At 68.6% G+C, this 12772-nt stretch carries 10 protein-coding genes and 1 other RNA gene; 6 read left to right on the top strand and 5 right to left on the bottom strand.

Annotated features, from left to right (window positions below):
* Positions 1 to 62: 62 nt before the first annotated feature.
* The 3 genes from ACWGID_RS05880 (at position 63) to ssrA (ending at position 1783) form a co-directional block, all read left to right on the top strand.
* Positions 63 to 623, top strand: a complete 561-nt coding sequence (locus ACWGID_RS05880; protein WP_452194851.1) for a DUF4870 domain-containing protein — start codon at positions 63 to 65, stop codon at positions 621 to 623.
* Positions 624 to 639: 16 nt separating this feature from the next.
* Positions 640 to 1305 (top strand): YoaK family protein, encoded by a 666-nt coding sequence (locus tag ACWGID_RS05885; RefSeq protein WP_452194853.1) that lies wholly within the window; start codon positions 640 to 642, stop codon positions 1303 to 1305.
* Between the two features lie 100 nt (positions 1306 to 1405).
* Positions 1406 to 1783, top strand: a transfer-messenger RNA (tmRNA) gene (gene ssrA / locus ACWGID_RS05890).
* Positions 1784 to 1927: 144 nt separating this feature from the next.
* Here the strand turns inward: ssrA and ACWGID_RS05895 are convergent.
* The gene (locus ACWGID_RS05895; protein WP_452194855.1) at positions 1928 to 2530 is read right to left on the bottom strand and encodes a TetR/AcrR family transcriptional regulator; all 603 of its coding nucleotides are present in this window, start codon (positions 2528 to 2530) and stop codon (positions 1928 to 1930) included.
* 118 nt (positions 2531 to 2648) lie between these two features.
* Between ACWGID_RS05895 and ACWGID_RS05900 the strand changes: the two genes are divergently transcribed.
* A complete protein-coding gene (locus tag ACWGID_RS05900) occupies positions 2649 to 3383 on the top strand; it encodes an SDR family NAD(P)-dependent oxidoreductase (RefSeq protein ID WP_452194857.1) in 735 nt (244 codons plus the stop codon).
* A 218-nt stretch (positions 3384 to 3601) separates the two neighbouring features.
* Positions 3602 to 4501 (top strand): alpha/beta fold hydrolase, encoded by a 900-nt coding sequence (locus tag ACWGID_RS05905; protein ID WP_452194859.1) that lies wholly within the window; start codon positions 3602 to 3604, stop codon positions 4499 to 4501.
* A 21-nt stretch (positions 4502 to 4522) separates the two neighbouring features.
* Here ACWGID_RS05905 and ACWGID_RS05910 read toward each other — a convergent pair whose 3' ends face one another.
* From ACWGID_RS05910 to ACWGID_RS05925, 4 genes are all read right to left on the bottom strand, one after another.
* The gene (locus ACWGID_RS05910) at positions 4523 to 5170 is read right to left on the bottom strand and encodes a GAP family protein (RefSeq protein WP_452194861.1); all 648 of its coding nucleotides are present in this window, start codon (positions 5168 to 5170) and stop codon (positions 4523 to 4525) included.
* 138 nt (positions 5171 to 5308) lie between these two features.
* Positions 5309 to 6511 (bottom strand): epoxide hydrolase family protein, encoded by a 1203-nt coding sequence (locus tag ACWGID_RS05915; RefSeq protein WP_452194863.1) that lies wholly within the window; start codon positions 6509 to 6511, stop codon positions 5309 to 5311.
* Positions 6508 to 6939, bottom strand: a complete 432-nt coding sequence (locus ACWGID_RS05920) for a MarR family winged helix-turn-helix transcriptional regulator (protein ID WP_452194864.1) — start codon at positions 6937 to 6939, stop codon at positions 6508 to 6510. The genes ACWGID_RS05915 and ACWGID_RS05920 overlap by 4 nt, the downstream gene beginning before the upstream one ends.
* Before the next feature lie 83 nt (positions 6940 to 7022).
* On the bottom strand, positions 7023 to 9878 hold the full coding sequence (locus ACWGID_RS05925; protein WP_452194866.1) for an FHA domain-containing protein: 2856 nt from the start codon (positions 9876 to 9878) through the stop codon (positions 7023 to 7025).
* Positions 9879 to 10360: 482 nt separating this feature from the next.
* Between ACWGID_RS05925 and ACWGID_RS05930 the strand changes: the two genes are divergently transcribed.
* On the top strand, positions 10361 to 12676 hold the full coding sequence (locus ACWGID_RS05930) for a M4 family metallopeptidase (RefSeq protein WP_452194868.1): 2316 nt from the start codon (positions 10361 to 10363) through the stop codon (positions 12674 to 12676).
* Positions 12677 to 12772 lie beyond the last annotated feature (96 nt).

Consider the following 12772-nt stretch of genomic DNA (forward strand, 5'->3'; position numbering starts at 1 on the left):
TCAGGGGTGCGTCCGGGGCGAACCCGATGGGGCGCGCGGCCGGTGGCAAGCACAGTGGAAGCATGTCCACTTCAGAGCTGCTGGTGACGCCGGCCCAACGCGACCGCGCCGTCGAGATCCTGAAAGAAATGTACGCCGACGGTCGGCTGGACCACGCCGACTTCGACACCCGGCTCGAGCTGGCGCTGAAGGCGCGGACCCGGGCCGAGCTGAACGGCACGTTCAACGGCCTGGTGGCGCACCCCGTCCCGACGTACGCGCCGGCCGCGTTCACCCGACCGGCCCCACTGCAGACCTACCGCGGCGACGGCCGGGGGATGGGAACGATCGCGCACTGGCTCGGCTACCCGACGTTCTTCGTCGGCCCCGCGCTGGTCGTCGCCACGGCCGGCCAGAAGAACCCCGCCGTACGCCGGCACGCGGTCGAGGCGCTGAACTTCCAGCTGACCGCGTTCGGGGCCTTCGCGCTGCTCGGGATCATGACCGGGTTCACGCACGGCTTCCTGAGCTTCCTGTTCCCGATCCTCGGCATCCTCTGGTTCCTGCTCACCGGTATCGGCGGCCTCGCCACCGCGGCCGGCGCGAAGTTCCGCTACCCGTTCACGCTGCGCCTGATCAAGTAGGCCCTACGCTGCTGGGATGACTGTTCCGGTCGGGGCGCGCTGGGAAGTCGCGGCGTTCCTCGGGTTGACCGCGGCGACCGGGTTGATCGACGCGGTGAGTTATCTGAAGCTCGGACATACCTTCGTCGCGAACATGACCGGGAACGTGGTGTTCCTGGGGTTCGCGGTCGCGCCCGAGTCGGGGTTCAGACTCGGGCCGCCGGTCGTCGCCGTCATCGGCTTCGTGCTCGGGTCGCTGGCCGGGGGACGCACTGCCCGCGCGATGGAGCGGCGGCCGCGGCGCTGGCTCGGGACGGCGTTCGGGGTGCAGTCAGGGGTCCTGCTGCTCTGCGGGCTGCTGGTCGGTCTCGGCGTCCTCGAGAACACCGGCGGTACGTCGTACCTGCTGATCGTCGCGCTCGCGGCCTGCTTCGGCCTGCAGAACGCGACCGTCCGGCACGCGGCACCGCGGGACATGACCACCACGGTCCTCACGCTGACCCTCACCGGTCTGGCCGCTGACAACATGCTCGGCAACGGCCGCCCCGCCAAGCCGTACCGCCGCCTCGGCTCGATCGCCGCGATGCTCGCCGGCGCGGCCGTCGGCGCCCTTCTGCTCCAGACCACAACAGCCTGGGTCATCGCCCTCGCCGGCCTGCTCGTCGCCGCGGCAGTCATCTTCCGCCTCGCCCCGGCCGCCTGAGCGCTCACGGGGGAATGTCGGATGCGGGCGGTCTGTTGGACTTGATAGTGTGGATCTTCCACCAGCCCCTCGGGGACGGTGGGAGTTTGACAACTCAACAGGGGGTGAACGGTTTCGACTTTGGACGTATGTTCCAAGAGAAGCGGGCCGAGGATCCAGGGTTATCTCGTAAACGATCTCTGGAAACCAATAACTGCCAATTCACAGCGCAGTAGCTTCGCTCTCGCCGCCTGACGGCCTGAGCACTTAAAGAAGCGGTCAGCCTGGGGACGCTCTCGCCCCAGCTCCTGGCCTCAGCTAGAGAGCTTGCTTTGCTAGCCCGGTCACGGGGTTAGCACGGGACATTAACAGTGACTGAGCCTGTCAGCGAGATGTCTGTACAAACGCTGGGGCTGAGAAAAGCGCCATTCAGACTGCGCCCGGAGAAGCCTTGTAGCAACGCCGAAGGACGCGGGTTCGATTCCCGCCACCTCCACCCCTCGAGAAGTGCCTGGTCAGAGCAACGTCGACCAGGCACTTTTTCGTTGTGCGACCACGTCCTGCGCCACGCTCCGCCTGCCTCGAGGTCGATCAGACCCTTCCGCGGCCGGGTGTGTCGGCGCCCGGCTGGTCCGGCCTGTCCTCAGTGCGGGGCTGGTGTGGGGATGGCGTTGTCGATGAGGACGGTGGCGATGGCGGCGGCGGTGGGGAAGGTTTCGGTGTTGAGGGCTCGGTTGCGGGCGGAGGCGCCGTCGAGCAGCAATGCCAGTTGTTCGCCGAGTTGTTCGGGGTTGGTGGCGCCGGCTTCGCGGGCGGTTTCGGCCAGCCGGGCGGCGATGGCTCTCTTGTAGTCGTGCGCGCGTTGGCGCGCCGGGTGTTGCGGGTCGTTGATTTCGACGGATGCCGCGATGAAGGGGCACAGCGGTGTGACGTCGTCCTCGGTCGCGGTCATGGGGAGCTCGAAGGCCGCAAGGAGTCGTTCGCGCGGCGTGAGGTCGGTGCGGTCGAACACCTCGGGCATCACGTCGGGATCGAATCGGCGCAGATACTCGGCGACGAGGTCGTCCTTGCCGCTGAAGTGCTGGTAGGCCGTGCGCTTCGACACCTGCGCCGCCGCACAGAGCTGGTCCATGCCGGTCTGGTTGATGCCTTGCTCGCGGAACAGTTGTTGCGACGCGCTGAGGATGCGCTCGCGCGCGCCTCTGCCGCGGCGCCGGCCTTGCGGGCCCTTCTCCACCTCCGTCATGGCGCAAGCATAGCCTCGTTGGGTAACGCCCGGTGTACATAGCTTGCGCTCCCGCCGGCAATCCAGCTACCTTAAGCACACCAATCGGTGTACATAACCTTCGAACAACGGAGTGATCGTGGGCAAGCTCGATGGCAAGGTAGCGGTGATCACCGGCGGAACCAGCGGTTTGGCGCTGGCCGGCGCCAAGCTGTTCGTCGAGGAAGGCGCGCATGTCTTCATCTCGGGGCGGCGGCAGGAAGCGCTGGACGAAGCTGTCAAGCTGATCGGCGGGAACGTGACCGGGGTGCAGGGCGATTCGGCGGACCTGGCGGATCTGGACCGCTTGTTCGACACGGTCAAGCGGGAGAAGGGCGCGATCGACGTGTTGTGGGCCAGCGCCGGAACGGGTGCGCAGGCCAGGCTCGGCGAGATCACCGAGGAGCACTTCGACACCACGTTCGGGCTCAACGCGCGCGGCACGCTGTTCACGGTGCAGAAGGCGCTCCCACTGTTCAACGACGGGGGCTCGATCTTCATGACCGGGTCGAACGCGTCGGTCAAGGGCTATCCGGAGTGGAGCGTGTACGCGGCCAGCAAGGCCGTGCTGCAGGCCTACGCCCGGGTGTGGTTGTCCGAGTTGAAGGACCGGCGGATCCGGGTGAATGTGCTGATGCCCGGCCAGGTCGCCACGCCGATTCAGGCGGAGTTGTTCGACGAGGAGACGAAGCGGCAGTTCGAGTCCCTGATCCCGCGGGGAGAGATGGGCCGCCCCGACGAGATCGCGACGGTCGCGTTGTTCCTCGCCTCGGACGACTCGAGCTATGTGAACGGAGTGGAGCTGGCTGTCGACGGCGGTGTTGTAGCGGTCTGAGCGGCAGAAGCTGATCTGCGGCCGAGAAACGCCCTGACCAGCCTGCACCCACCCGTCGACCGTCACTCGGCGTGAGCAGGCTGGCTGGAAGGGTATTCCGGCCGATGAATATTGCTGTTCCGGGCAGATACCGGCGTGCTGGTGGGTTATGTCAGTGGGGTGTCAGGCGGGTGCCAGCGGTCTGGGGGATGGTGGGCCGTGGAGCAGGGAGGTTGGGGATGAGTGGGGTGCGGGCGGGTACGTGGCGGCGGGACCTCGTGGGGGCGGGGGACGACGCCGCGGTCGAGGTGCTGAGTATGGGGGCCGGGCCCGGGGTGGTGGTGATCCCGGGGAACAACCGGCGGGCGCACCACTACGAGACCCTGGCGCGTGGGCTCGCGGGAGCGCAGACGGTGCATGTGATCGAGCGCCGCGGCCGAGGGGCGAGTACCGAGCAGGGATCGTCGTACGGCGTGGAGACCGAGGTCGGCGATGTCGTCGCGGTGATGGAGCACACCGGTTCGCAGGTGGTGTTCGGGCACAGCTACGGCGGGTTGATCGCCTTGCACGTGGGGTTGCGCCGGCGGCTGGACGCGTTGATCGCGTACGAGCCGGGCGTCAGTCTCGACGGCTCGTTCGACGCCAGCTGGCTGGACACGTTCACCCAGCTGGTCGGGGACGGCAAGCAGGTCGCGGCGATGACGACGTTCCTGAAAGGCACGGATCTGCTGCCGTTCCACGCGGCTCCGTTGCTCTGGGCAATCTCCTTGCTGATGCTGCGCGGACCGGGCGGGCGCGAGACGCGGGACCTGATGCCGCTGACCCCGGCCGAGATCGGGGAGATCGTCCGTCTCGACTCCGACGGCAGCCGGTACGCCGGGATCGCCTCGCGGACCCTGCTGCTCGGTGGCGAGAGGTCGCCCGGGTACTTGACCGGTGTCCTCCCGCGACTCGAGGGGATCCTGCCGAATGCGGAGTACACGATTTTGCCTGGGCTCGATCACAACGCTCCGGACGAGAACGCGGCGGATACGGTCGCGCAGCAGATCCGGCAGTACCTCGTGCGTGGTGAACGGCACGGGTACGGCGTCGCGCACGACGTACCGTCCGTCGCGCAGGACGCACCGACCCGCAGCTGAGGTTGGCCCCGTCCTGGGCGCTTAGGTCGCGAGCAGGTACACGCTTTTTCCGATCAGCCAGAGCCCGACGGTGACCGCCACCGCGATCACCACCTGGTCCCGGTGCCCGCCCAGCCAGGCGTTCAGGGCGTCGAGCCGTCCCCTTGCGGATTCCTCCTTCAGGGTCACATAGGTCTGCATGGTCAGGTAGCTCGCCGAGGCGAGCAGGCAGAACAGGATCAGGGTGAGGATGGTCGACGTGTTCGACAGGTCCGCCGAGGCAACCGTGGTGACGCCGGCCGCGACCAGGGGCCACGGCTGGAGCAGGAAGCCGATTCCCATTGCCGCGAAGAAGCCGAGATCGTCGATCTTCGCCATCCAGCGAGGCGGCTGCGTCGGCCGGCCGCGGTGCGCCCGCGTTCGCCACGCGACGATCAACAGTGCGATGCCGAGCAGGATCTTGATGACCAACGTCGCCGTGGACGGTGTCGAGCCTGACGCGGGTGGCTTGCCACCCGTGAGGACGAGTGTCAGGACCACGAGTACGACCAGGGTGAGCAGCCAGCCCACAAGGAACCCGAGCCCTTTCCGGGTGCCCTGCCCGGCGCTGAGCAACAACAGGATGTACCCGCTCAGGGGGAGCGGTTCGAGCGTGATCGCCAGCCCGACGAGAATCAGGTCGAACGTCATGACTTCGCCATCCCGCGACGCCACGCCGGGCCGCCCATCTGCACCCACGGCTGGGACCGCCTCGGCACCTACGGTCCGTCACTGCCAAGGCGGCTGCATCACCCCGAGAGAATGAGGCGCCGAAGTCAACGGGGTGAGTCAGCGCAGGCCGCGGAACGTTCGTTGCAGGTCGTCGGTCCACTCGGCCGGGAGCTCCCACGGGATGAAGTGGCCGCCGTTCGGGTGGGCGGTGATGTTGACGTGGTTGTACCAAGACGCGCGATCGCTCGCGAGGAAGTTCTGCACGCGTTCCTCGGGTGTGCTGACGCCCGGTGGGTTCTCGTACCCGACGAAGGTGATGCCGGTCGGGGCCTCGATCGCGGGCGTGCGGTCGTGCGACGGCGTCCAGGGGTAGCGGTTGTTGTTCGCGTAGGTGCGGATCGAGGTGTCGATCGCGTCGCCGGCCCAGTAGATCGTGGCGTGCGTGAGCAGATCGTCGTCGGTGAACGCTTTGTCGCCTTCCGACCACTTCTGCCAGCGCTCGAGGATCCACGCGAGCATGCCGGCCGGCGAGTCGGCGAGGCCGAAGCCGAGCGTGCTCGGGTCCAGGACGTGGGTGGCCAGGTGCGCGGCGAACCGGCGGTCCATCTCGATGATCCGGGCGTGGAGCTCCGGCGGCAGCCCTTCCGGAATCGGGCGCCCGCCGCTGAAGTCCCAGCCGCGATCGCCGGTGAAGAACGAGAGCTTCAGCGCCGAACCGATGTGGATCCCGTAGAGCTCATCGGCGTACTTGTGGCCGAGCTGCCCAGTCACCAGCGCGCCGACGTCACACCCGGCGGCGGCGTACTTCGGGAACCCGAGGACACCCGTCATGAGTTCGTGCCAGACGTCGGCGATCTTCCAGAAGTTCATGTCCGGCCGGGTCGGCGTCGAGAACCCGAACCCAGGCAGCGACGGGACGATGACGTCGAACGCGTCGGCCGGATCGCCGCCGTACGCCGCGGGATCGGCGAGCCGGTCGATCACCTTCGACCAATGCCAGAACGTCCACGGCCAACCGTGACTCAGGATCAACGGGATCGGCCGCGGGCCGACGCCGGCCTTGCGCAGGAAGTGCACGGGTACGCCGTCCACGTCGACCCGGTAGTGCTCGTAGGCGTTGATCGCGCGTTCGGCGGCGCGCCAGTCGAAGCCGTCGGCCCAGTATTCGACGAGCGGTTGCAGCTCGGAACGGCGTACCCCGTAGAAGCCGTCGTCGTTGCCCGCGTCGCGCGGCCACTTGGTCGCGCGCAGGCGGCGACGGAGGTCGTCGAGGACGTCGTCGGGTACGTGGACGGGGGTCGGGGTGAGCGGCGGGGTCATGGTGTCTCCTCGGCGAGCTCGGTGAGGCGATGGAGTACGTCGACCGAACCCGCGAGGACGGCCAGTTCCTCTGGGGTGAGCTGGTCGACGAGGCGGGTCAGTTTGGCGACGCGGTTCGCGTGCCGGGACCGGACGATCTGACGGCCCGCCCGGGTCAGCGAGATCAGGCTGGCGCGGCCGTCGGCCGGGTCGGGGCGGCGTTGCAGCAGACCGTCCTGCTCGAGCTTCGCGACCAGGCTGGTCAGCGCGGGCTGTTTGAGCTGCTCGGTCGGCAGCAGGTCGGTGAGGCGCAGCGGTCCGCGGCGGTCGAGCGTGTGCAGCACCGACAGCGTGGAGAAGTTGAACTTCCGCACGGACGGGAGCCGGATGAAGATCGTGTTGAAGTCCTCGATGACGGTGGTCAGCCGATCGACGTCCAGGTCGGTCATGGGCGCGACTATATCAATTTTCGATGTATCTCTGCGCGCGAGTTTTCGCGATCGGGGCGCGGCCCGGGGTCAGCTGCCTGCGGTCAGCTGCTCAGGGTGACGCCGGAGACGGCGAACGTCGTGCTGCCGGACTTGAACGTGAGAGCGGCTGCGGTCGCGCTGTCCGGCAGATGACCCTTGAACGTGATCGAACCGTGCTCGGTACCGCCGGCGGCGACCTTGCCCGGCCACGCGCTCTTGCCGGTGTCCGCGCGCAGAGCGGTGCCGTCGGCCGCCGTGAACGTCGTACCGTCGAGCGGGATCGTGAACGGCTCCTTGCCGGCGTTCCGGATCGCGACCTCGACGCGGGTGAAATGACTTGTGTACGTGACGTTCTCGACGGTCATCGTGATCCCGGATCCGGTCTTGGCGACGGGCTGGATCAGCCGGTCCGCACCGGACTCGTTGCCGGACAGGTAGCCCGCGACGTACTTCGTGCCCGCGGTCACCGCGAACCCGCCGACGCCGACACCGACCAGCACCACCGCGATCGCGATCAGGACCGACACGTCGAACCGCCCCGGTCGCTCGTCCTTCGGCGCGGCCGCGTCGAGCAGCGCGAGCACCATCGCCACCACGAGTGCGATGCCCGGCGGCACCAGCCAGCGCAGCGCACCACTCGGTCCGTCGGAGAAGAACGTGACGATCAGGTTCACGGCCAGGCCGAGCACAATCACACCACCGGCCGCAATCAACACCCGCGGCAGCCGCACCGTCCCCACAGCGTCGCCGTCACCGAACTCGGCGACCCGCCGGTCAGCGCTGAGTCGACGCTGATCCGCGCCACTCCCGCGCTGGTCGGCGCTGGGCCCGCGCTGGTCTGTGCCGGGTTGGCGTGGGTCTGCGCCTTGCGGGTACTGGACCGCGGCGTATGCGTACTGGTCCGCGCCGGGCTGACCCTGGCCTTCCTGAGAGCGCCGATCCGCTGACCGCCGATCGCCACCAGAGGAGCGGCGGTCATTACCAGCACGCCGATCCGCGCCCCGGCGATCCATGCCGCTGGAGTCGGGCCAACTGTCCGACTGGTTCCAGTTCGGCTCCGAGTGCTCGATCTGACCCGAAACATCCCACGGCGACCGCGCGGGCTCCGGGTGGTCCGCCGACGGGTAAGCCGCCCAGGTCTCCCCGTCCCGCACATCCTCGAACCCCGGCACAACCCCAGCAGCCCCGAACTGACGCTCACCCTCAGCCGAACGCCCAGACTCCCGCCCACGCCCCGACTCCCCGACAACCCCATCGCCACCAACGAATCCGCCGTCCCCAGCAGGCTCGTCGTTCCCCGGGTACGCGTCGTTCCCCGCGTGCGCTTCCTTCCCCGGGTACGGGTCGTTCGGCGGGTACGAGTCGTTCCCCGCGTGCGCTTCGTTCCCCGGGTACGCACCATCGCCGACGTACGCCGAGTCCACGCCGTCCCCGTCGTTGCCTGGATACGACGTGCCCGCAGCATCCCCGTCCCGCCTGGCGAACGGCGAGCCTGCAGCATCCCCGTCCCGGCGCGCGAACGGCGAGCCCGCCGGGCTCGCGTCGCCTCCGGGGTACGGCGAGTCCGCGGGACCCCCGCCGGCGCCGGCGTGCGGCGCATTCGAGGAGTCCGCGTCCTGCCCTGGGAACGGCGTGTTCACCGGGTCCGAGTCGCCTGCGGAGTACGGCGAATTCCCGGCGTCCGCATCCTGCCTGGGGAACTGCGAGTTCGCAGGGTCCGTGCCCGCTCCGGGGTACGGCGTGTTCGCGGGATCCGTGTCGCGACTTGCGAATGGTGAATTCGCGGGGTCTGTGTCGGGCCCGGGGTGCGGCGTGTTTGCGGGATCTGCGTCGCGCGCTGGGAACGGCGTATTTGCCGGGTATTCAGCGCCTCCGGCGTGGGCGTCGTTCCCTGGCCGCGAGTCGGGGGCGTACAGGTCGCGATCGTCCGGTGCCGAGTCGTCGGCGTACGCGCTGTTCGCGGACTGTGCTGCGGCCCTCGGGTCCGTTTCGGGGCCGGTGTATGCCGCGTCCGCACTCGGAGATGGAGGTCCGGCGTACGGGGCATTCGCCGGGTGTGGCGAGTTGCCCGCGCCTGCGTGTGGGTCGGCGTACTGGTTGTCGCCTGGCTGGTCTTCGGCTGGCGGGTACTGGTTGGCGTCGTACCCCACCGGTGCCGCGGCGCGGTTGGCGGGAGGGTCGATGCTGAAATCGGCGAACGGACTGGGTTCAGCGGGGTCGTCTGCGGCGGGACCGGGCGGTGTGGATGCGTTGCTCGCCGGTGCATTGCCGGTGAATCCGGAAGGCGGCTGCGCGAAGGCGCTGTCTGCGAACGGACGGTCTGCTGGTGGATCTCCGGCAACCTGACCGTCGGCGAACGGCGTGCTCGCGGCACCCTCGTCCTCTGCAAACTGACCTGGCGCAAACTGACCCGGCGCCGACTGATCGGGCGCGGGTTGACCGGGCGTCGGGTCGGCTGGGGGCGGGGTGGGCTCGGGCTGAGCGAATGACGGCTCGGCGGCCGGTGGTGCCGGAGGCGCGGCGGGTGCGGGTTGAGCTGGCTCGGGCACGGGGTGGCCTGGCGCGGACGCCGGGGTGGGCATCGGGCCGGAGGCCTGGTGGGGCGCTGGGGTGGTGTCCGGGGTGGTGGATTTGTGGAAGGTGAGGACTGAGCGGCCGATGTGGATTCGGTCGCCGGTGCTCAGGGGAGTTGGTCCGGTGAGGCGGCGGCCGTTGAGGCCGGTGCCGTTGCGGGACTCGTCGTGCAGGGTCCAGGTGCTCGGGTCGTCGCGGGTGAGGCGCGCGTGGATCCGCGAGATCTGGTCGTCGGCCGGGAGCCGGATGTCGGCGTTGGAGGCGCGGCCGATGGTGAACGTGTCGGTTCCGGGCGGTAGCGTCCACTGCTGCTCACCGAGTGACAGCACGAATTCGGTTTCCACTCACACCCCAGCCGGCGTCATCTCGATCGCGATCCGTCGCGCCACGGTCGGGGCGTCGTCGCCCCCGCGGCTGCCAACTCGTCTGCGCGATTCTGCCATCCACATCCGCCCCAGGCCACCAGCAGGTGCCTGACTCCGCAACAGAATATCGGTACCCACGGGGCCCGGTTCGTGATGAATCTCAGGATCCGGAAGGGTTTGTCAGCTCTTGGTAGTGATGACAACGCGGTCAGTTGTCATCAGGGTGCCAACGGCACGACAGCGCCTTGTTCGGGTGTGACGGCGGGCATAGTGTCCAGCCGCGCGATTCATCGGGGACGGATGGAAAAGGGGGCTTCCGCAGCAGATCCGATGGACAGGCCGGAGGTCCCAGGCGAAGTGGTGCACCGCCTGCAGTCCGGCCGAGGCGCGACCCGCCCAAGCACCCGATGAACGAGCGAAGCGAGTTCATCATTCAGTACATCGCGAAGGGACCAACACCAATGGTCTTGTTTCAGCGTTCTCGAAAGCCTGCCGTCGTTCTCGGGGTAACCAGCCTCGCGGCGGCAGCACTCGCCGGACTCGGTACGTCGGCCGCCGGCGCGGCCACCGCCGCGCAGAGTGCGGCACCGCCGCCCCGGCCCTCGCAGGCGCAGTCGAAGGCGTTCGCCGCCGGCTCAGCGTCCTCGCTCGTGGCTGGCCGGCCGAGCGCCCTGCACGCCTCGAAGGAGGACAAGTTCACCGCGAAGCCGGTGATCTCGGAGCAGTCCGGGCTGCAGTACGTCCCGTACGAGCGCTCGTACAAGGGGCTTCCGGTGGTCGGCGGTGACTTCGTCGTCGTCACCGACTCCAAGGGGGCTGTGAAGTACACGTCGGTTGCCCAGAGCACCGCCGTACCGGAGCTGTCGACGACCGCCAAGGTGACGGCCGGCGCCGCGCAGAAGACCGCGAACAAGCAGCTGAAGCGGGTCGACTCGTCGACCACGCCGACGCTGTCGGTCTACGCCCTGGACGGTACGCCGAAGCTCGCCTGGCAATCCCGGGTGAGTGGCAGCAACGGCCACGATCCGTCGAGCCTGTCGGTGTACGTCGACGCGCAGAGCGGCAAGGTGCTCGGTACCAAGGAACACGTGATGGCCGGCAACGGTACGGCGGCGTACAGCGGCCCGAGCCCGGTGCACCTGGACACCACGCTGTCCGGCAGCACGTACTCGATGAAGGACCCGAACACCACCAACCAGTCCTGCCAGGACGCGGCGAACAACACCACGTTCTCCGGTCCGGACGACAACTGGGGCAACGGCAACGCGACCAGCAAGGAGACCGGCTGCGTCGACGCCCTGTTCACCGCTCAGACCGAGCGGCACATGCTGACCGACTGGCTCGGCCGGAACGGCTTCGACGGTAACGGCGGCGGCTGGCCGATCCGCGTCGGCCTGAACGACGAGAACGCGTACTACGACGGCACGCAGGTGCAGGTCGGTCACAACACGGCCAACCAGTGGATCGGCTCGATGGACGTCGTGGGTCACGAGCTCGGCCATGGCGTCGACGACCACACGCCGGGCGGTATCTCCGGCAGCGGCACCCAGGAGTTCGTCGCCGACACGTTCGGCGCGGCCACCGAGTGGTACAGCAACCAGTCGTCGGCGTACGACCCGCCGGACTTCCTCGTGGGTGAAGAGATCAACCTGGTCGGCAGCGGCCCGATCCGCAACATGTACGACCCGTCGCAGGTCGGCGACCCGAACTGCTACTCGAGCTCGATCCCGGGCTCCGAGGTGCACGCCGCGGCCGGTCCGGGCGACCACTGGTTCGTGCTGCTCTCGCAGGGCAGCGGTGGCAACCCCAACGTGCCGACCTGCAACAGCTCGACGGTCACCGGTCTGGGCATCCAGAAGGCGATGCGGATCATGTACAACGCGATGCTGATGAAGACCAGCAGCAGCTCGTACCTGAAGTACCGGACCTGGACCCTGACCGCTGCGAAGAACCTGTACCCGGGCAGCTGCACCGAGTTCAACACGGTCAAGGCCGCGTGGGACGCGGTCAGCGTTCCGGCGCAGTCGGGTGACCCGACGTGCAGCACCAGCGGTGGCGTCACGGTCAGCAACCCCGGCAACAAGACCGGCACCGTCGGTACGGCGATCGGCTCGTTCACGCTGACGGCCACCGGCGGCACCGCGCCGTACACCTGGTCCGCGACCGGACTGCCGGCCGGCATCACCCTCGGCTCGTCCACCGGCACCGTGTCCGGTACTCCGACCGCGAGCGGCACCTTTAACGTCACCGCGACGGCGACCGCGAGTGCCGGCGGCTCGGGCAGCACGTCGTTCACCTTCACCATCAGCGGCGGCACCGGCAGCTGCTCCGGCCAGAAGCTCGGCAACCCGGGCTTCGAGACCGGTACGGCGGCACCGTGGTCGGCGTCGACCGGGGTGATCGACAACACCGCCTCCCAGCCCGCGCACGGCGGCACCTGGAAGGCGTGGCTGGACGGTTACGGCCAGACCCACACCGACACGCTGAGCCAGTCGGTCACGATCCCGGCCGGTTGCTCGGCGACGCTGTCCTTCTACCTGCACGTCGATTCTGCGGAGACCACCACGACGACGCAGTACGACAAGCTCACGGTGAAGGCCGGCTCGACCACGCTGGCGACGTACTCGAACCTGAACAAGGCGAGCGGATACTCGCTCAAGTCGTTCAACCTCTCGTCGTTCGCCGGCCAGACGGTGTCGATCAGCTTCTCCGGCACCGAGGACGTATCCCTGCAGACCTCGTTCGTCATCGACGACACGGGTCTCAACCTGAGCTGACCAGCTCCTGAAACGACCCGGGGGGGGGGGGCGCCCCGGCCCGCCCCCCCCGCGGCGGCCCGGGGGTCGAGCGTGAGCGAGCCGCGCGCGGGCGCG

It is taken from the genome of Kribbella sp. NPDC054772, assembly GCF_053611945.1.

Excerpts from the sequence above, each read along its gene's own strand:
- ACWGID_RS05880 (WP_452194851.1), top strand. The coding sequence starts at position 63 with ATGTCCACTTCAGAGCTGCTGGTGACGCCGGCCCAACGCGACCGCGCC.
- ACWGID_RS05905 (WP_452194859.1), top strand. The coding sequence starts at position 3,602 with ATGAGTGGGGTGCGGGCGGGTACGTGGCGGCGGGACCTCGTGGGGGCG.
- ACWGID_RS05920 (WP_452194864.1), bottom strand. The coding sequence starts at position 6,939 with ATGACCGACCTGGACGTCGATCGGCTGACCACCGTCATCGAGGACTTC.
- ACWGID_RS05915 (WP_452194863.1), bottom strand. The coding sequence starts at position 6,511 with ATGACCCCGCCGCTCACCCCGACCCCCGTCCACGTACCCGACGACGTC.
- ACWGID_RS05895 (WP_452194855.1), bottom strand. The coding sequence starts at position 2,530 with ATGACGGAGGTGGAGAAGGGCCCGCAAGGCCGGCGCCGCGGCAGAGGC.
- ACWGID_RS05910 (WP_452194861.1), bottom strand. The coding sequence starts at position 5,170 with ATGACGTTCGACCTGATTCTCGTCGGGCTGGCGATCACGCTCGAACCG.
- ACWGID_RS05885 (WP_452194853.1), top strand. The coding sequence starts at position 640 with ATGACTGTTCCGGTCGGGGCGCGCTGGGAAGTCGCGGCGTTCCTCGGG.
- ACWGID_RS05930 (WP_452194868.1), top strand. The coding sequence starts at position 10,361 with ATGGTCTTGTTTCAGCGTTCTCGAAAGCCTGCCGTCGTTCTCGGGGTA.